The sequence below is a fragment of the Kitasatospora sp. NPDC127067 genome (assembly GCF_042724755.1).
Lineage (GTDB): Bacteria > Actinomycetota > Actinomycetes > Streptomycetales > Streptomycetaceae > Kitasatospora > Kitasatospora lactacystinica.
In genome coordinates this window covers 14,345-33,463 of the sequence record NZ_JBHXEM010000002.1, presented here as the reverse complement: position 1 = coordinate 33,463, position 19,119 = coordinate 14,345, and the positions used below count along the sequence as shown (strand labels likewise).

Here is a 19,119-nt window from a genome sequence, read left to right as displayed (position 1 = left end):
CCCGGCGGAGCAGGACTCCGCCGGGGGCCGTCAGGCTGTCGGGATCAGCGGCTGATCAGCACTCGATGACGTTCACGGCGAGGCCGCCGCGCGAGGTCTCCTTGTACTTGATCTTCATGTCGGCCCCGGTCTCCTTCATCGTCTTGATCGCCTTGTCCAGCGAGACGTGGTGCCGTCCGTCGCCGCGCAGGGCCATCCGGGCCGCGGTGACGGCCTTGACGGACGCCATGCCGTTGCGCTCGATGCAGGGGATCTGGACCAGGCCGCCGACCGGGTCGCAGGTGAGGCCGAGGTTGTGCTCGATGCCGATCTCGGCGGCGTTCTCGACCTGCTCGGGGGTGCCGCCGAGGACCTCGGCGAGGCCGCCCGCGGCCATCGAGCAGGCGGAGCCGACCTCGCCCTGGCAGCCGACCTCGGCGCCGGAGATGGAGGCGTTCTCCTTGAAGAGCATGCCGATGGCGCCGGCCGCGAGCAGGAAGCGGACGATGCCGTCGTCGTCGGCGCCCGGGATGAAGTTCAGGTAGTAGTGCAGGACGGCCGGGATGATCCCGGCGGCGCCGTTGGTCGGCGCGGTGACCACCCGGCGGCCGGAGGCGTTCTCCTCGTTGACGGCCATCGCGTAGAGGGTCACCCACTCCATCGCGTTGGCCGGCCCGATGCCCTCGGCGCGCAGCGCACGGGCGCCGGACGCGGCCCGGCGGCGGACCTTCAGCCCGCCCGGCAGGATGCCCTCGCGGGACATGCCGGCCCGCACGCACTCCTGCATCACGGACCAGATCTCCAGCAGACCGGTCCGGATCTCCTCCTCGCTGCGCCAGGCCTTCTCGTTCTCCAGCATCAGGCCGGAGATCGACAGGCCGGTCTCCCGGCTGAGCCGCAGCAGCTCGTCACCGGTGCGGAAGGGGTACTTCAGCGCGGTGTCGTCGGGCTTGACCCGGTCCGCGCCGATCGCGTCCTCGTCCACCACGAAGCCGCCGCCGACCGAGTAGTAGGTCTTCTCCAGCAGGGTCGAGCCGTCCGCCGCGTACGCCCACAGGGTCATGCCGTTGGCGTGGTACGGCAGCGAGCGGCGGCGGTGCAGGACCAGCTGGGTGTCCGGGTCGAAGTCGATGGTGTGCTCGCCGACCAGGTTGATCCGCTTCTCGGCGATGATCCGCTCGACGTCCTTGTCGGCCTGGTCGACGTCGACGGTGCGGGGCGAGGCGTTCTCCAGGCCCAGCAGGACGGCCTTCGGGGTGCCGTGGCCGTGGCCGGTGGCGCCGAGCGAGCCGTACAGCTCGGCGCGCACCCCCGTCACCCCGTCCAGGAGGCCTTCGGAGCGCAGTCGGCGCGCGAACATCCGGGCGGCGCGCATCGGGCCCACGGTGTGGGAGCTCGACGGGCCGATGCCGATGGAGAAGAGGTCGAAGACGCTGATGGCCACGGGGGACGTCCTTGTCTGGTCTCGTGGAAGGACTTGCGGGCAGGGAGGGGCCGACACGGGACGGGGCACCGCGCGCACTGTCCAGTGTGCGCGGTGCCCCGGAGTGCCAGGTACGCCGGAGGGGTGAGGCCGGTCACCCCGCCCGAACGATCACCGGAGTGATCAGAGGTTCGGGTACAGCGGGTACTTGTCGGCCAGGGCGGTGACCCGGGCCTTCAACGCGGCGGCGACGGTCTCGTCGAAGGCGGGCTTGAGTGCTTCGGCGATGATGTCGGCGACCTCGCGGAAGTCCTCGGCCTGGAAGCCGCGGGTGGCCAGGGCCGGGGTGCCGATGCGCAGGCCCGAGGTGACCATCGGCGGGCGCGGGTCGTTCGGGATCGCGTTGCGGTTGACGGTGATGCCGACCTCGTGCAGGCGGTCCTCGGCCTGCTGGCCGTCGAGCTGGCTGTTGCGCAGGTCGACCAGGACCAGGTGGACGTCGGTGCCGCCGGAGAGCACGCTGGCGCCGGCCTCGGCCACGTCGGCCTGGAGCAGGCGCTCGGCGAGGATGCGGGCGCCGTCCAGGGTGCGCTGCTGGCGCTCCTTGAACTCCTCCGAGGCCGCGACCTTGAAGGCGACCGCCTTGCCGGCGATCACGTGCTCCAGCGGGCCGCCCTGCTGGCCGGGGAAGACCGCGGAGTTGATCTTCTTGGCGTACTCGGCCTTGGACAGGATGACGCCGCCGCGCGGGCCGCCCAGGGTCTTGTGGGTGGTGGTGGTGACCACGTCCGCGTACGGCACCGGGTTCGGGTGCAGCCCGGCGGCCACCAGACCGGCGAAGTGCGCCATGTCCACCATGAGCAGCGCGCCGACCTCGTCGGCGATCCGGCGGAACGCGGCGAAGTCGAGCTGGCGCGGGTAGGCCGACCAGCCGGCGATGATCAGCTTCGGCTGGTGCTCCTTGGCGAGGCGCTCGACCTCGGCCATGTCGACCTGGCCGGTCTTCTCGTCCACGTGGTACGCGGCCACGTTGTAGAGCTTGCCGGAGAAGTTGATCTTCATGCCGTGGGTCAGGTGACCGCCGTGGGCCAGGCTCAGGCCCAGGATGGTGTCACCCGGCTGGATCAGCGCGAACATCGCGGCGGCGTTGGCCTGCGCGCCGGAGTGCGGCTGGACGTTGGCGTGCTCGGCGCCGAACAGTGCCTTGATGCGGTCGATCGCGATCTGCTCGACCACGTCGACGTGCTCGCAGCCGCCGTAGTAGCGGCGGCCGGGGTAGCCCTCCGCGTACTTGTTGGTCAGCACCGAGCCCTGGGCCTCCATGACCGCCACCGGGGCGAAGTTCTCGGAGGCGATCATCTCCAGGGTGGTCTGCTGGCGGTGCAGCTCGGCGTCGACCGCGGCGGCGATCTCCGGGTCGAGGGCGTGCAGGGACTGGTTGAGAACCGTCATGGTGTGGTCTTCCCGGGAGGAGGAGGGAAAGGGGCCGGGACGGGGCGGACCGCCGTACGCGGCCCGTCCCGTCGGGTGGCTCAGCCCTGGGGGTTGATGAGCGCGTCGTACTCGTCGGCGCTGAGCAGCTCGTCGGTGGCCTCGACGCGCACCTTGAACAGCCAGGCGTTCCCGAACGGGTCCGCGTTCACGGAGGCCGGGTCGTCGATGACGTCCTGGTTGATCTCGGTGACCTCGCCGGTCACCGGGGAGTACAGGTCGCTGACCGACTTGGTGGACTCCAGCTCGCCACAGGTCTCGCCGGCGGTCACGGTCTCGCCGACCTCGGGCAGCTGCACGTAGACGATGTCACCGAGGGCGGTGGCGGCGTGCTCCGTGATGCCGACCGTGGAGACACCGTCCGCGGCCGCGGTCAGCCACTCGTGCTCCTTGGTGTACTGCAGGTGCTGGGGGTTGCTCATGGCGTCATTCTCCAGGATGGGAAGCGGGTACGACGAAGCGGGCCGCCGCGCGGACGGCCGCGACGTGCGCAAACGGAAAAACGGGGGCCTCGGCGAAGGCTCAGCGGGCGCGCTTGTAGAACGGCAGCGCCACGACCTGGACGGGCTCGTGCTTGCCGCGCACGTCCACCGCGACCGTGGTGCCGGGGGCGGCGTGGGCGGCGTCGACGTAGGCCATCGCGATCGGCTTGCCCAGGGTCGGGGACGGCGCGCCGGAGGTGATCCGGCCGATCGGCTCGCCCTCGGTGGAGACCACGGCGTACTCGGCGCGCGGCACCCGCTTGCCCTCGGAGACCAGGCCGACCAGCACCTTCGGCGGGTTGGTCTCGGCCGCGGCGGCGGCCTGCTCCAGCGCCTTGCGGCCGATGAAGGCGCCCTCGTTGGTGGTCTTGTCGAAGCGGACGACCCGGCCCAGGCCGGCGTCGAACGGGGTGAGGTCGGTGGACAGCTCGTGCCCGTACAGCGGCATGCCGGCCTCCAGGCGCAGCGTGTCGCGGCAGGACAGGCCGCACGGGATCAGGCCGTGGCCCTCGCCCGCGGCGGTCAGCGCCTGCCAGACCGGCTCGGCGTCGGCCGGCCGGCAGAAGATCTCGAAGCCGTCCTCACCGGTGTAGCCGGTGCGGGCGAGCAGCACGTCGCGGTCGGCCACCCGGGCCGGGAGGATCGCGTAGTACTTCAGGCCGGGCAGGTCGGCGTCGGTGGTCTTCGCCAGGATGCCGGTGGCCTCCGGGCCCTGGACGGCGATCAGCGCGTAGGTGTCGCGGTCGTCGGTGACGACGGCGTCGAAGCCCTTGGCGCGGGCGATCAGCTCGTCGAGGACCAGCTGGGCGTTGGAGGCGTTGGCGACGACCAGGAAGGCGTCCTCGCGCAGGCGGTAGACGATCAGGTCGTCCAGGATGCCGCCGTCCTCGGCGCAGATCATGGTGTAGCGGGCGCGCAGCACGCCCAGCGCGGAGACGAAGCCGACCAGCGCGTGGTCCAGCATCTCGCCCGCCTGCGGGCCGGTGACGGTGATCTCGCCCATGTGCGAGAGGTCGAACAGGCCGGCCTGGGTGCGGACCGCGAGGTGCTCCTCGCGCTCGCTGCCGTAGCGCAGCGGCATGTCCCAGCCGGCGAAGTCGGTCATGGTCGCGCCGAGGGCGCGGTGCAGCGCGTCGAGCGCGGTCAGGCGGAGGGACGACATGGCCAGGAACTCCTCGGTCGGGGCACTCAGGGGTGCACGCGCCGGACCGGACCCGCTCGGGTTCGACCCTGCGCGCGGGCATGCGGCGGCGTGGGTCTCCCCATCTGTCGTCGAACCTGAGAGCTTCACCGCCCACCGCCCGCAGCTGTTTCCAGCTTGGGGGACAGCATGACGGCTTGCACCGTGGGTGGGCGCACGACAGGGCCGGGCGCCGCTTTCCAGATGTGCCTAACCCGTGCGGTAGGGGTGCCTGAGAGATTCCGGGGAGGACTTGCTCCTTCGGCGCCGGCTGTGCCTGAACGGCACTCCGGGCTCTCCCGCGCGGGTTCGAGCGGCCGGTATGGAGTTGTGGGGGCCCGCGGCGCATGCCGTCGGACGGGCACATCATGGCACGTCCGGGACGGCGAGGGGAGAGGGGACCCGGTCACACCGCGCGGCACCCGGGCGCGGGCCCGGGACGGCACCCGGGACCGGGGCCCGCGGGGCACCCGAACACGAGCCCTAAAGGGGAGGGCCCGGGGGCCCTAGACTGCTGCGCGTCGGCGCAGCAGAGGGCGGCCGAGCGGCAGAGGGCGGGATCGGCGGCGCATGGGGTACCCGGTGGAGCAGCAGCAGGAGTGGGGCGGACCGCAGGAGGCGCCGGCGGGCGGTTCCTGGCCGGCCAACGAGCTGGAGCAGGTGCTGACCGCGGCCCTGGGCGACCCGGGCGCGACGCCGAGGGTGATCGAGGTGCTGGCGCGCAGCCAGGTGTGGGTGCCGCTGCCGGCCGGGGCCGATCCGCAGGGGCAGGCGCTGGACCTGCCGACCGTCGAGCTGGGCGGTGACCCGTACGTGCCGGTGTTCTCCTCGCAGGAGGTGTTCCTCCAGCAGGCGCCGGGGATGGCCTTCGCGGTGGCGCCGGTGTGGGAGTTCGCCCGCGGGCTGCCGCTGGGCGTGGGCATCGCGGTGAACCCGGACGCGGCCGTGGGCATCCCGGTGCCGCCGCAGGGGGTCGCCGAGCTGCGCCGCGGTCCGCGCGGGGACCGCTGGGAGGCCGCCGACGACGCCACGGCGCCGACCGGCGGCCGGGTGGCGCTGCGCGAGCCGGTGCCGGGCGAGGACCCGGAGCACTTCCTGGCCGCCTGCCGGGGCGAACTGTCGGCAATGCCTGGAGTGTTGACCGCCCGCAGGGCGCTGGCCAGCATCGAGGGCGAGCCGACCGTGATGTTCGTGGGCGTCCAGCTGGACCCGGCGGCACCGGCCGATCCCGCCGCGGTGAACGACGCGCTCGGCCGAGCGCTGGGAACCGCGCCGCTGCCCGGCGGCGTCCACCTCGTACTGCTCGACCTCGCCGACGACCCGGTGGTCGAGTGGCTGCTCACCCGGGTACTGCCGTTCTATTCGCGGGGCTGAGCGGGGTTCGTATCAAAGGCACGTCGCCGTGGCGGTGGCCGGTGCAGCGCCATAGGGTGCGTGCAGACGGCCGACGGGCCGGCGGGTTGAGGGAAAGAGGCGCGGCGAGGTGGGCGCATGAGTGCGGGAACGGGAGCGGGCGGTGTGCCGGGGCCCTGGGGCCAGGCACCGGCCGGGCGCCCGGGAGCTGATCCCGGCGCGTTGGAGCGCGCCCTGCGCGACGTCGCGCCGGAGCGCTACGACGCGTACGAGCGGCTGCTGCACGCGCTGGCGGACGGCCAGGTCTGGATGCTGCTGTGGCACGGCACGCCGGGCAGCCCGGACGCCCAGTACGGGAACATGGAGATCAGCGGCCACGGCTACGCGCCGGCCGTCACCTCGTCCGAGCAGCTGACCGCCTCCGGCTGGGCGCGGGCCCACGAGGTCATCTCCGGCCGGGAGATCGCGGCCTCGCTCTACCGCACCCGCTGGGGCCTGTGGCTCAACCCGCACGCGCCCGGCGGCGGTGTCGGCGTGCCCTGGGCGGACCTGCGGCGGGTCGCCGCGGGCCTGGACCGGCTGCCGGCCGGGCCGTTGAAGCTGAGCGAGCCGCAGCTGAACGCCCAGTCGTTCTTCGCGCTGCTGGAGCGGCAGGCCGCCGAGGTGCGCGCGGTGCGGGCCCTGCGCCGGGCCTGGGTGCAGCCCGCGGTGGGGGAGCCGTACCTGGCCATCGGCCTCGACCTGTACGAGAGTTCGCCGCCGGCGGTGGAGGCGGTGCGGGCGCTGATGCAGCGTGCGATCGCGGTGGCCCCGGAGGGGCTCGCGGTGTCCACGGTGGCGATGTCGGACGAGTACGACCCGGTGGCGCTGTGGATGCGCGCCAACGCGCGGCCGTTCTTCGACCGGGAGGCGGGCCGCCCGCCGACCGGTCCGTACCCGCCGGTGCCCCCGCCGCCGTACCCGGGGCAGTCGATGCCGGGTTACGGGTACGGCACGCAGCCGCCGGCGCAGGGCTGGCAGCAGCAGCCGCCGCAGCGGCCGTGGCCCGGCTACCCCGGGCGCTGATTCCCAAAACTCATTCCCCGAAGCCGACTTGATTGTCCATCAAGTCGGCTTCGATGCTTTCCGGACGAATTTCCGGATGTGTGCTCCGGTCATCTTGACATGGCAGTTACAGCCATGTGAAGAGGTATATGCCGAAGACCGGGGAGGTGCATGCACGCAGATCACAGTTGGGCATCTGTCGGTTGGCAGGGCTGGCGCAAGCCAGTTCGGATGGCAGAGAGTTCTGCGCAACGCACCGCGCGTGCTTGAACCCCACAAGGGCGAGCGCGCACGCCGACAGTCCGCCCACGCGACGCCCATCCCGCGTGGTGGCAGTGCCTGTGCACGACGCACTGCCGTCAACACCCGCTCCTCCTAAGCACCTCCGCACGTCCGCAGCCGCACCGCCGAAGCCGGCGACCGGCACCCGTGGGCCGGCCACCGTCGGCGAGGGGACCAACTGACCATGACCGCAACCGTGACCACCGCCGGGAACGATCCGGAGGCACCCGCCACCGCAAGCCCGGCCAAGAAGATCGAGGGCCGCTCCCTCGGCCAGATCGCCTGGACCCGCTTCAAGCGGGACAAGGCCGCCGTCGCCGGCGGCGTCGTGGTGATCCTGCTGATCCTGCTCGCCGTGCTCGCCAAGCCGATCGAGTCGATGTTCGGGCTCGACCCGGACGCCCTCCACCAGGACCTGCTGGACGCCGACCTCGGCGGTCTGCCGTTCGGCGACTGGGGCGGCATGAGCTGGGACCACCCGCTCGGCGTCGACCCCCTCCAGGGCCGTGACCTGCTCACCCGCGTCATCGAGGGCTCCTGGGTCTCCCTGCTGGTCGCCTTCGGCGCGACCCTGCTGTCCAACACCATCGGCACCGTGCTCGGCATCATGGCCGGCTACTACGGCGGCTGGGTGGACACCCTGATCAGCCGGGTGATGGACGTCTTCCTGGCGTTCCCGCTGCTGCTCTTCGCCATCGCGATCTCGACCTCGCTCCAGGGCGGCGCGTTCGGCCTGCACGGCCTGCCGCTGCACATGCTGGTGCTGATCTTCGTGATCGGCTTCTTCAACTGGCCCTACATGGGCCGGATCGTGCGCGGCCAGACGCTGTCGCTGCGCGAGCGGGAGTTCGTCCACGCGGCCCGCAGCCTCGGCGCGCGCGGACCGTTCATCCTGTTCAAGGAACTGCTGCCCAACCTGGTCGGTCCGATCCTGGTCTACTCGACCCTGCTGATCCCGACCAACATCCTCTTCGAGGCCGGGCTGAGCTTCCTCGGCGTCGGCATCCAGCCCCCGCAGGCCTCCTGGGGCGGGATGCTCCAGGACGCGATCCGGTACTACCAGGTGGACCCCCAGTACATGGTGGTCCCCGGTCTGGCGATCTTCGTCACCGTGCTCGCCTTCAACCTGCTCGGCGACGGGCTGCGCGACGCCCTCGACCCCAAGAACAACTGACCCTGCGTCACTCGGACTACCCGTCACTCGACGGTGCGTCAGAATCCCTCCTCCACATCCTCAAGGGGTTGATCTCACCCATGCGTAGGTCCCGTACCGTCGCCCTGACCGCGGCGGCTGCCGCCGCGGTCCTGGTCGTGACCGGTTGCACCAGTTCGTCGAAGAGCGGAGGGTCCTCCACGGCCTCCGGCTCCGCCGAGGGCGGCTCCGGTGCCAACGCGGCCACCAAGGGCATCGTCAACGCCTCGGACAAGAAGGGCGGGACGGTGACCTACGAGATGAAGGGCACCCCCGACTCGCTCGACCCGGGCAACACGTACTACGCGTACATCTACAACTTCTCGCGTCTGTACGGCCGGCCGCTGACCACCTTCAACCCGGCGCCGGGCGAGGAGGGCAACAAGCTCGTCCCGGACCTCGCCGAGTCGATGGGCCAGCAGAGCGCGGACGGCCTGACCTGGACGTACAAGCTCCGCAAGGGCCTGAAGTACGACGACGGCACCCCGATCTCCTCGAAGGACGTCAAGTACGCCATCGAGCGCTCGAACTACGCGCTGGACGTGAACTCCAACGGCCCGGTGTACTTCCACGACCTGCTGGTCGACAACGCCACGCCGTACGCGGGTCCGTACAAGGACAAGGAGGGCGGCCTCAACTCGATCGAGACGCCCGACGACACCACGATCGTCTTCCACCTGCAGCACCCCTTCGCCGACTTCGACTACCTGGTCAGCGCCCCGGAGACCGTGCCCGTCCCGCAGGCCAAGGACACCGGTGCGGAGTACGTGAAGAAGATCGCGTCCTCGGGCTCCTACAAGTTCGAGTCCTACGAGGACGGCAAGCAGGCCGTCCTGGTGCCGAACACCAACTGGGACAAGAGCACCGACCCGATCCGCAAGCAGCTCGCGGACAAGATCGTGCTCAAGTTCAACATCGACCAGGCCACCATCGACAAGGACCTGCTGGCCGGCAACGCCCAGGTCGACCTGGTGGGCGGCGGCGTCGACCCGCAGACCCAGGCGCAGATCCTGCAGAACCCGAAGCTGAAGGCCAGCACCGACAACGCCTACGGCGGCCGTCTGGTGTACATGGCGATCAACTCCAAGCTCGCGCCGTTCGACAACGTCGAGTGCCGCAAGGCCGTCCAGTACGCGATCGACAAGGTCTCGGTGCAGACCGCGCTCGGCGGCCCGATCCGCGGCCAGATCGCCAACACGGTCCTCCCGCCGGACATCGCGGGCCACCAGGACTTCAACCTGTACGAGACCAAGGACAACAAGGGCGACGAGGCCAAGGCCAAGGAAGCCCTCAAGGCCTGCGGCAAGGAGGGCGGCATCAACACCGTCCTGTCGGCCCGCACCGAGCGCGCCACCGAGGTCGCCGCGGCCACCTCGATCCAGGCCGCGCTGAAGAAGGTCGGCATCAACGCCGAGATCCAGCAGTACCCGCAGGGCAAGTACCTGCAGGACGCCGCCGGGTCCCCGCAGTTCGCGGCCGAGCACAACATCGGCCTGATGATGATGCAGTGGGGCGCCGACTGGCCGACTGGCTACGGCTTCCTCCAGCAGATCGTCGACGGCCGCACCATCAAGCCGTCCGGCAACAACAACCTGGCCCAGCTGAACGACCCCGCCGTCAACAAGCTGATCGACGACGCCGCGATCAACCCCGACAAGGGCGCCCGCGAGAAGATCTACGGCGACGTCGACAAGAAGGTCATGGAGCAGGCGGTCTACGTCCCGCTGACCTACTTCAAGGTCTTCCTGTACCGCCCGGACAACGCCACCAACCTGGTCTCCACCTCGGCGTTCTCGGGTGAGTACGACTACCTGAACATCGGCTCCACCAAGTAAGAGCCTGGCTCCGCATCCCTGAAGGCAGGTGAAGGCAGCGGCGCCCGCCGCCGTCCGGAAGATCCCGGACGGCGGCGGGCCGCCGGAGCCGCCCAACTGTGTTTGCCTACATCATCCGCAGGATCATCGCGGCGGCGATTTTGCTGCTGGTCGTCAGCGTGGTCACCTTCGCGATCTTCTTCCTGCTCCCGCGACTCGCCGGAGAGACGGCCGACCAACTGGCCGCCCAGTACATCGGGAAGAACCCGTCGCCCGAGGCGATCGCCGCGGTCAAACAGAACCTCGGCTTCGACCAGCCGCTGTACACCCAGTACTGGCACTTCCTCAAGGGGCTGGTCAGCGGTGCCGAGTACACGTTCGGCCCGGAACCGGCCACCTGTCACGTGCCCTGCTTCGGCTACTCCTTCAAGAACCACCTGGAGGTCTGGCCCGAGCTGACCAAGCGGATCCCGGTCACCATGTCGCTCGCCGCCGGTGCGGCGGTGCTCTGGCTGGTCTCCGGCGTCGCCACCGGCGTCGTCTCCGCGCTCAAGCCGCGCTCGATCTTCGACCGGCTCTCCATGGGCGTCGCGCTCGCCGGCGTCTCGCTGCCGGTCTTCTTCACCGGCGCGCTGCTGCTCACGCTGTTCAGCTACGAGTGGCCGATCCTGGACAACCTGCAGTACGTGAACCTCACCGAGAACCCGCTGATGTGGGCCCGCAACCTGATCCTGCCCTGGATCTCGCTGGCCTTCCTCTACTCCGCGCTCTACGCCCGGCTCACCCGCGCCGGAATGCTGGAGACCATGAGCGAGGACTACATCCGCACCGCCCGGGCCAAGGGCCTGGTCGAGCGCAAGGTCGTCACCCGGCACGGGCTGCGCGCCGCGCTCACCCCGATCGTCACCATCTTCGGCATGGACCTCGGGCTGCTGCTCGGCGGCGCGCTGATCACCGAGCAGGTCTTCTCGCTCCAGGGCGTCGGCCAGTTCGCCGTCCAGGCGATCTCCGACAACGACCTGCCCAAGATCCTCGGCGTCACCCTGCTCGCCGCCTTCTTCATCGTCGCCTGCAACCTCGTGGTCGACCTCCTGTACGCCCTCGTCGACCCCCGGGTGAGGCTCTCGTGACCGACCTCCAGAAGTCCCCGGCGGACGCCGCGCAGACCCCGTCGGGCGACCCCTTCCTCTCGGTCCGCGACCTGCGGATCCACTTCGACACCGACGACGGCCTGGTCCGCTCGGTGGACGGGGTCAGCTTCGACCTCCACAAGGGGCGCACCCTCGGCATCGTCGGCGAGTCCGGCTCCGGCAAGTCCGTCACCTCGCTGGGCATCATGGGCCTGCACCGCTCCAAGCGGGCCCGGATCAGCGGCGAGATCCGGCTGAACGGCGAGGACCTGATCGCGGCCGGCCCGGACCGGGTGCGCCAACTGCGCGGCCGCGACATGGCGATGATCTTCCAGGACCCGCTGACCGCGATGCACCCCTACTACACGGTGGGGCAGCAGATCGTCGAGGCGTACCGGGTGCACCACCCCCAGGCCTCCAAGAAGCAGGCCAGGGCCCGGGCGATCGAGATGCTCGACCGGGTCGGCATCCCGCAGCCCGACCGCCGGGTGGACGACTACCCGCACCAGTTCTCCGGCGGCATGCGCCAGCGCGCCATGATCGCCATGGCGCTGGTCAACGACCCCTCGCTGCTGATCGCCGACGAGCCCACCACCGCCCTGGACGTCACCGTCCAGGCGCAGATCCTGGACCTCATCCGCGACCTCCAGGAGGAGTTCGGCTCCGCCGTCATCATCATCACCCACGACCTCGGGGTGGTCGCCGAGCTGGCCGACGACATCCTGGTCATGTACGGCGGCAAGTGCGTCGAGCGCGGCCCGGCCGAGACCCTCTTCGACGCGCCCGAACACCCCTACACCTGGGGCCTGCTGGGGTCGATGCCGCGGCTGGACCGGGAACTCCAGGACCGGCTGGTGCCGGTCAAGGGCACCCCGCCCAGCCTGATCAACGTGCCGTCCGGCTGCGCCTTCCACCCGCGCTGCCCGTACGCCGACCTGACCGGCGGGCGCTCCACCGGCGAGCTTCCGGTGCTGGCGGAGGCCGCGCCCGGGCACTTCGCGGCCTGCCACCTGGCGGCCGACGAGCGGCACCGCATCTTCGCCGAAGAGATCGCGCCCCGGCTGTGAGCCCGGCCTCGTACCACCTTTCTGGAGAGAACCGATGACGGACACTCAGGCGGCCACGATCCCGTCGCCGGCACCCGCCCCCGGCCGCGAGCCGCTGCTGAAGGTGGCCGGCCTGACCCGGCACTTCCCGATCCGCGGCGGGCTGCTGCGGCGCCAGACCGGCGCGGTGCGGGCCGTCGACGGCATCGACTTCACGGTCAACGCCGGCGAGACCCTGGGCGTCGTGGGCGAGTCCGGCTGCGGCAAGTCGACCATGGGCCGACTGGTCACCCGGCTCGACGAACCGACCGGCGGGACCATCGAGTTCGAGGGCACCGACATCACCCACCTGGGCGTCGGGGCGATGCGGCCGCTGCGCCGCGACATCCAGATGATCTTCCAGGACCCGTACTCCTCGCTGAACCCCCGGCACACCGTCGGCACCATCGTCGGCGCGCCCTTCAAGCTCCAGAACGCGGTGCCGGAGGGCGGGCTCAAGAAGGCCGTCCAGGAACTGCTGGAACTGTGCGGGCTCAGCCCGGAGCACTACAACCGCTACCCGCACGAGTTCTCCGGCGGCCAGCGCCAGCGCATCGGCATCGCCCGGGCGCTCGCGCTGAAGCCGAAGATGATCGTCGCGGACGAGCCGGTCTCCGCGCTGGACGTCTCGATCCAGGCGCAGGTGGTCAACCTGCTGGACGACCTCCAGCAGGAACTCGGGCTGACCTACCTGATCATCGCGCACGACCTCTCGGTGGTCCGGCACGTCTCGGACCGGGTCGCGGTGATGTACCTCGGCAAGATCGTGGAGATCGCCGACCGGGACTCGCTCTACCGCAGCCCGATGCACCCGTACACCAACGCGCTGATGTCCGCCGTGCCCGTCCCCGACCCGCGCCGCCGCCAGCGCGCGGGCCGCGAGCGCATCCTGCTCAAGGGCGACGTCCCCTCGCCGATCAACCCGCCCAGCGGCTGCCGCTTCCGCACCCGGTGCTGGAAGGCGCAGGACGTGTGCGCGAGCCAGGAGCCGCCGCTGACGGTGCTGGCGACCGGGCACCAGGTGGCCTGCCACTTCCCGGAGAACGCTCCGGAGAAGGCGTCGGCCGGCGCCACGGCCTGAGGCCCACGCACGTACGCAGGAGGCCGCCCGTTTCCGGACTTCCGGGGACGGGCGGCCTCCTGGCGGTCCGTGCCTCAGACGCCGGCGGCCGGCTCCGGCACGCGCGGGCCCGGGGCGGCCGCGGCGAGCGGCCTCGGGTCGGGCGCCGGGAAGCGGCGGTCCAGCGCCCGGACCGCCCTGCGGCCCAGATTCTGGAACGGGATCTCGACCAGCCGGTACGACAGCCAGGCGAGCACCACGACCGCCCCCAGGTAGCCGAGGGTGAGCGTGGCCTGCCCCTTCGGCCCGACGATCGGCGGGTAGTCCCGCAGCTTCCAGCCGAGGAAGTACATCAGCGGGCCGTGCAGCAGGTAGACCGAGAAGCTGATCGTGCCGAGCCCGCTGAGCCAGCGCGGGAAGCGGCGGCGGCGCAGCAGCATGGCGGCCGCGAACAGGGCCCAGGCGGCCAGGTAGGCGGACGAGAAGGACTCCCACGAGGGCGTCCAGGTGTGCCAGAGCGCCGTGCCGCGGTTGTACAGGTAGCCGACCGTGACGCCGGTGACGATCACGAAGCCGCAGCAGAGCAGGGCCGGAAGCCGGTCGAGCAGGCCGTGCTCCAGCCGGTACAGCACGGTGCCGGCGAACATGGTCGCGAAGATCAGCATGGTCTCGAAGCCGGTGGTCCGGTTGTTCACCGTGATCAGGACCAGGCCCAGGCCGCCGAGCAGCAGCGCGCCCCAACGGGTCAGGTCCGGGCGGGCGGTGGCGATGCAGGCCGCCGCCATCAGCACCACGATCCCGGCCGCCGCCACCAGGTGCCCGGTGGCCGCCAGGTCCACCGAGATCCCGCCGATCGGCAGCCAGGTGCTGAGGACCAGGGCGACGGACGCGAAGCCGACCGCGATCGGCGCGCTGTGCCGGTGCCACCCCCGCACGAACAGCGCGCACACGAAGTAGTAGAAGACCATCTCGTAGGTGAGCGACCACATCACCCCGATGGTGCTGGGCACCCCCAGCAGGTCCTGGAGCAGCAGGCCGTTGGCGGCGAGCGACAGCACCGGGTGGTCGAAGGGGAAGCTCTGGACGATCTGGCCGCTGCGGGGCAGCACCAGCAGACTCGCCACCACCGTGACGACCACCGCGGGGTAGATGCGGAAGAGCCGTCCCGTCCAGAACGCCCGGACGTCGCCCCGGCGTTCCAGCGAGGCCGGGATGATGTACCCGCTGACCAGGAAGAACAGCATCACGCCGAAGAAGCCGAGGTCCAAGTGGCGCGGCACCCCGCCCGCGTGCGGGATCTTGCCGAGCAGCCCGAAGTGGTGCATGGCGACGGCGAGGGCGGCGATGCCGCGCAGCGCGTCGAGCCAGCCGAGCCGGGCGGAGGCGGGGGAGCCCGGCGACCCGGGCGGCTTCGACGGCTCCGGCGGCTCCGGCGGCGACTTCGGGGCTGACCCGGGCTTCGCGAGCTTCACAGGCGGAGGCTAGCCGAACCGGTTCGGCCCCACGGCGCACAAGGGGTTCGCCGCCGCTCCGGCGGTGCGTTCGTATCCGGAGCACGGACGTTCGCCGGAACACCCGCGCGAATCGGGTACACATGGACGGTGACATCCCAGCTCTTCCCGACCGACGTGCAGCAGTCGCTGGACCTCGTCGGCATCTTCGTCTTCGCCCTCTCCGGGGGCCTGCTCGCCGTCCGCAAGAACATGGACATCTTCGGGATCTGTGTGCTGGCCGAGGTCACCGCCCTCGGCGGTGGCGTGATGCGCGACCTGGTGATCGGCGCCACCCCGGTCGCCGCGTTCACCAACCTCGGCTACTTCGTGACCCCGCTGGCCGCCGCGCTGGTGGTGTTCTTCCTGCACCCGGAGGTCGAGCGGATCAACCGGGCCGTGCAGACCCTGGACGCGCTCGGGCTCGGGCTGTTCTGCGTGACCGGCACCGCCAAGGCCCACGACTTCGGGCTCGGCGCGGTCGCGGCGATCGCGCTCGGCATGGTGACCGCGGCCGGCGGCGGCGTGATCCGCGACGTGCTGGCCGGGGAGATCCCCTCGCTGCTGCGCTGGGACCGGGAGATCTACGCCGTCCCCGCCCTGGTCGGCGCCACCCTGGTCGCGCTGCTGATCGGCGCGGACCGCCTCACCGGCATCACCGGAACCGCGGCCGCGCTCACCGCCTTCGGGCTGCGGATGCTCGCGCTGAAGTACGGCTGGCGTGCCCCGCGGGCTTGGCACCGCAACGGTTCTCGCACCAGCGAGGAGTAGGCGAGCCGCCGTATGCGAGCGAGATCGCCTCGGCCGTGCAGAGCAGTTCCGGCACCATCCGGGCCAGTTCGCCGGGCGGCACCTCGCTCGCCGGAGCGCTCAGCGCGCAGGCCGCGACCGTCCGTCCGCCGCTGCCCGCGACCGGCGCGGCCACGCAGGTCACCGGCTCCCGGTGCTCGCAGGACTCGGCCGCCCAGCCACGGCGGCGCACCGCCGCCAACTCGGGCTCCTCGGGGACGCCGTCCGCCGACAGCCCGGCGAGCAGCACCCGGCCGACCGCCGTCCCGTCCACCGGGGCCCGGCGCCCGATCCGGGACGGCTCGGCGCCCGGCAACCCGGCCACCTCGTCCAGGTAGAGCACCTCGCCGTCGTGCAGCACGGCCAGCCGGACGGTGTAGCCGCAGCGGGCGTTGAGCGCGGCCAGGTACGGCGCGGCGACCTGCCGGACGTCGAAGTCCTCCAGCGCGCGGTGGGCCAGCGAGAGCACCCGGCCGCCCAGCCGGTAGCGCAGGTCCGGCTGGCGGCGGGCGAAGCCGTGCTCCTCCAGGGTGCGCAGCAGCCGCAGGGCGGTGGACTTGTGCACCCCGAGGCTGCTGGCGGCCTGCTCCAGCGAGAGCGGCGCGTCGCCGAGTGCGTCGAGCAGGGTCAGCGCGCGGTCGACCGACTGCGACATGGCGTTTCCTGTGGATCCGGCTGACTGATGGCGTCAGGCTAACCGCTGGGTGGCTCAGTGGTACAAACCACTGCCGGACGCGGCCGTCCGGCAGTGGTGCGTCCGCGGTGCGCCGCGTCCGTGGTCCGTCCGCGGTTCGTCCGCGGTGCGTCCGGACCGGTGCGGGCCGGTGCCGGCCGGTGCGGGCCGTGCGTGGCTGGAACTGCCCCGCCCCGGAACCCCCTGCGGTGCCGCGCTCTACAATCGGATGGTTATGCCATACCTGGACCATGCGGCGACCACGCCGATGCTGCCCGAGGCGATCGCCGCGATGACGGCGCACCTGGGGGTGGTCGGCAACGCCTCGGCTCTGCACGCGGCCGGCCGCCGGGCCCGCCGGGTGGTCGAGGAGTCCCGGGAATCGCTGGCCGAGTCGCTGGGCGCCCGCCCCAGCGAGATCGTGCTCACCGGCGGCGGCACCGAATCCGACAACCTGGCGGTCAAGGGCCTGTACTGGGCCCGCCGGGACGCCGACCCGGCCCGCACCCGGGTGCTGTGCAGCCCGGTCGAGCACCACGCGGTGCTGGACGCGGTGCACTGGCTCTCCGAGCACGAGGGCGCCGAGGTCGAGTACCTGCCGGTGGACGGGTACGGCCGGGTGCACCCCGAGGCGCTGCGGTCGGCGATCGAACGCGACCCGGCGTCGGTGGCGCTGGTCACCGTGATGTGGGCCAACAACGAGGTCGGCACCGTCCAGCCGGTGCGCGAACTGACCGCCGTGGCGGCCGAGTACGGCATCCCGGTGCACGCCGACGCCGTGCAGGCGCTCGGTCAGGTCCCGGTCTCCTTCGCCGAGTCCGGCCTCACCGCGCTCACCGTCACCGGGCACAAGATCGGCGGCCCGTTCGGCATCGGCGCCCTGCTGCTCTCCCGGGGCGCTGCGCCCGTACCGCTGCTGCACGGCGGCGGGCAGGAACGCGACGTGCGCTCCGGCACCCTCGACGCCCCCGGTTCGGCCGGCTTCGCGGCCGCCGCGGCGCTCGCCGTCGAGCGGCGGGCCGAGCACGCGGTCACGCTCGGCGCGCTGCGGGACGAGCTGGTGGCGTCGGTGCTGGCCGCCGTACCGGACGCGATCCTCAACGGCGACCCGTCGCCCGAGGGCCGGCTGCCCGCCAACGCGCACTTCTCCTTCCCCGGCTGCGAGGGCGACGCGCTGCTGATGCTGCTGGACGCCCAGGGCATCGAGTGCTCGACGGGCTCCGCCTGCTCGGCCGGGGTGCCGCAGCCCAGCCACGTGCTGCTCGCGATGGGCGTCGACCCGCTGCTGGCGCGCGCCTCACTGCGGTTCTCGCTCGGGCACACCTCGGTGCCGGAGGACGTCACGGCGCTGGGGAAGGCCATCGGGCCGGTCGTCGAGCGGGCGCGCAACGCGGGGCTGGCGTCGGTGCGGCGCTGATCTCGGCTCCGGGAACAGGCGGGCCACCCCGTACCCTTGTTGCCATCATGACTGACTTCCCGGGTGCCCCGACCACTCCGTCCACCGGCCGTCTGCGCGTGCTCGCGGCGATGTCCGGCGGAGTCGACTCCGCCGTCGCCGCCGCCCGCGCCGTCGAAGCGGGGCACGAGGTGACCGGCGTCCACCTGGCGCTCTCCGCCAACCCGCAGTCCTTCCGGACCGGCGCGCGCGGCTGCTGCACCATCGAGGACTCCCGGGACGCCTGGCGGGCGGCCGACGTGATCGGCATCCCCTTCTACGTCTGGGACCTCGCCGAGCGCTTCCGCGAGGACGTCATCGACGACTTCGTCGCCGAGTACGCGGCCGGGCGCACGCCCAACCCGTGCCTGCGCTGCAACGAGAAGATCAAGTTCGCGGCGCTGCTGGACAAGGCGATCGCGCTCGGCTTCGACGCCGTCTGCACCGGCCACTACGCCCGGATCGTCGACCTGCCGGACGGCTCGCGCGAGCTGCACCGGGCCGTGGACGGCGCCAAGGACCAGTCCTACGTCCTCGGCGTGCTCGACGCCGGCCAGCTCGCCCACTCGCTCTTCCCGCTCGGTGACACCACCAAGGAGGAGATCCGGGCCGAGGCCGAGCGCCGCGGCCTGGCCGTCGCCAAGAAGCCCGACAGCCACGACATCTGCTTCATCGCCGACGGCGACACCCAGGGCTTCCTGGCCCAGCACCTCGGCACCGCCACCGGCGACATCCTCGACGTCGACGGCACCAAGCTCGGCGAGCACGACGGCGCGTACGGCTTCACCATCGGCCAGCGCAAGGGCCTGCGGATCGGCCGCCCGGCGGCCGACGGCAAGCCGCGCTACGTGCTGGACATCTCCCCGGTGAACAACACCGTCACGGTCGGCCCGGTCGAGGGCCTCGACGTCACCGGGCTGACCGCCATCCGCCCCCGCTGGTGCGGCACCGAGCCCCTGGCGGACGGCCGCTACACCGCCCAGCTGCGCGCCCACGGCGAGGAGGTGCCGGTGAGCGCCTCGGTCGTCGACGGCGAGCTGCGGGTGGAACTGGACACCCCGGTGCGGGGCATCGCCCCCGGCCAGGCCGTGGTCGTCTACGACGGCACCCGTGTCGTCGGCTCCGCCACCATCGCCACCACCGAGCGCCCGGCCGTCACCGCCTGAGCCCGCCCCGCGCCCGGCGAGGAATCCCCGGCGAGGAATCCCCGGCGAGGA

General features: G+C 71.7%; 16 protein-coding genes and 1 riboswitch. Of the genes, 10 read left to right on the top strand and 6 right to left on the bottom strand.

Annotation, left to right across the window (positions count from 1 at the left end):
- Positions 1-55: 55 nt before the first annotated feature.
- From ACFWJ4_RS01330 to gcvT, 4 genes are all read right to left on the bottom strand, one after another.
- Positions 56-1,423, bottom strand: coding sequence for an L-serine ammonia-lyase (locus tag ACFWJ4_RS01330; protein ID WP_380538136.1), 1,368 nt, complete (start codon positions 1,421-1,423; stop codon positions 56-58).
- Positions 1,424-1,585: 162 nt separating this feature from the next.
- Positions 1,586-2,854: a serine hydroxymethyltransferase gene (glyA, locus tag ACFWJ4_RS01325; protein ID WP_380538134.1), complete on the bottom strand. Its 1,269-nt coding sequence runs from the start codon at positions 2,852-2,854 to the stop codon at positions 1,586-1,588.
- An 80-nt stretch (positions 2,855-2,934) separates the two neighbouring features.
- Complete coding sequence (gene gcvH / locus ACFWJ4_RS01320; RefSeq protein WP_359901485.1) at positions 2,935-3,315, bottom strand: glycine cleavage system protein GcvH; 381 nt, start codon at positions 3,313-3,315, stop codon at positions 2,935-2,937.
- Between the two features lie 100 nt (positions 3,316-3,415).
- Entirely contained in the window at positions 3,416-4,537 is a 1,122-nt protein-coding gene (gene gcvT, locus ACFWJ4_RS01315) for a glycine cleavage system aminomethyltransferase GcvT (RefSeq protein WP_380538132.1), read from the bottom strand.
- 228 nt (positions 4,538-4,765) lie between these two features.
- Positions 4,766-4,867, bottom strand: a riboswitch (glycine riboswitch).
- A gap of 258 nt (positions 4,868-5,125) precedes the next feature.
- Between gcvT and ACFWJ4_RS01310 the strand changes: the two genes are divergently transcribed.
- From ACFWJ4_RS01310 to ACFWJ4_RS01280, 7 genes are all read left to right on the top strand, one after another.
- Positions 5,126-5,929, top strand: coding sequence for an enhanced serine sensitivity protein SseB C-terminal domain-containing protein (locus ACFWJ4_RS01310; protein ID WP_359901491.1), 804 nt, complete (start codon positions 5,126-5,128; stop codon positions 5,927-5,929).
- 117 nt (positions 5,930-6,046) lie between these two features.
- Positions 6,047-6,973 carry an enhanced serine sensitivity protein SseB C-terminal domain-containing protein gene (locus ACFWJ4_RS01305; protein ID WP_359901493.1) on the top strand — a complete coding sequence of 309 codons (927 nt, stop codon included), beginning with the start codon at positions 6,047-6,049 and terminating at the stop codon, positions 6,971-6,973.
- A 445-nt stretch (positions 6,974-7,418) separates the two neighbouring features.
- Positions 7,419-8,408: an ABC transporter permease gene (locus ACFWJ4_RS01300; protein ID WP_359901496.1), complete on the top strand. Its 990-nt coding sequence runs from the start codon at positions 7,419-7,421 to the stop codon at positions 8,406-8,408.
- Positions 8,409-8,488: 80 nt separating this feature from the next.
- Complete coding sequence (locus tag ACFWJ4_RS01295; RefSeq protein ID WP_380538130.1) at positions 8,489-10,261, top strand: ABC transporter substrate-binding protein; 1,773 nt, start codon at positions 8,489-8,491, stop codon at positions 10,259-10,261.
- 98 nt (positions 10,262-10,359) lie between these two features.
- Positions 10,360-11,370, top strand: a complete 1,011-nt coding sequence (locus tag ACFWJ4_RS01290) for an ABC transporter permease (RefSeq protein ID WP_380538129.1) — start codon at positions 10,360-10,362, stop codon at positions 11,368-11,370.
- Positions 11,367-12,437: an ABC transporter ATP-binding protein gene (locus tag ACFWJ4_RS01285; RefSeq protein ID WP_359901503.1), complete on the top strand. Its 1,071-nt coding sequence runs from the start codon at positions 11,367-11,369 to the stop codon at positions 12,435-12,437. The genes ACFWJ4_RS01290 and ACFWJ4_RS01285 overlap by 4 nt, the downstream gene beginning before the upstream one ends.
- A gap of 34 nt (positions 12,438-12,471) precedes the next feature.
- On the top strand, positions 12,472-13,536 hold the full coding sequence (locus ACFWJ4_RS01280; protein ID WP_380538127.1) for an ABC transporter ATP-binding protein: 1,065 nt from the start codon (positions 12,472-12,474) through the stop codon (positions 13,534-13,536).
- 74 nt (positions 13,537-13,610) lie between these two features.
- Here the strand turns inward: ACFWJ4_RS01280 and ACFWJ4_RS01275 are convergent, their stop codons facing one another.
- A complete protein-coding gene (locus ACFWJ4_RS01275) occupies positions 13,611-14,987 on the bottom strand; it encodes an acyltransferase family protein (RefSeq protein ID WP_380538125.1) in 1,377 nt (458 codons plus the stop codon).
- Between the two features lie 129 nt (positions 14,988-15,116).
- Between ACFWJ4_RS01275 and ACFWJ4_RS01270 the strand changes: the two genes are divergently transcribed.
- Positions 15,117-15,776 carry a trimeric intracellular cation channel family protein gene (locus tag ACFWJ4_RS01270; protein ID WP_380538123.1) on the top strand — a complete coding sequence of 220 codons (660 nt, stop codon included), beginning with the start codon at positions 15,117-15,119 and terminating at the stop codon, positions 15,774-15,776.
- Here the strand turns inward: ACFWJ4_RS01270 and ACFWJ4_RS01265 are convergent.
- On the bottom strand, positions 15,682-16,449 hold the full coding sequence (locus ACFWJ4_RS01265) for an IclR family transcriptional regulator (RefSeq protein WP_380538121.1): 768 nt from the start codon (positions 16,447-16,449) through the stop codon (positions 15,682-15,684). The genes ACFWJ4_RS01270 and ACFWJ4_RS01265 overlap by 95 nt on opposite strands.
- A gap of 253 nt (positions 16,450-16,702) precedes the next feature.
- Between ACFWJ4_RS01265 and ACFWJ4_RS01260 the strand changes: the two genes are divergently transcribed.
- Positions 16,703-17,884, top strand: a complete 1,182-nt coding sequence (locus ACFWJ4_RS01260) for a cysteine desulfurase family protein (RefSeq protein WP_380538119.1) — start codon at positions 16,703-16,705, stop codon at positions 17,882-17,884.
- A 47-nt stretch (positions 17,885-17,931) separates the two neighbouring features.
- A complete protein-coding gene (gene mnmA / locus ACFWJ4_RS01255) occupies positions 17,932-19,068 on the top strand; it encodes a tRNA 2-thiouridine(34) synthase MnmA (protein ID WP_380538118.1) in 1,137 nt (378 codons plus the stop codon).
- Positions 19,069-19,119: the final 51 nt, after the last annotated feature.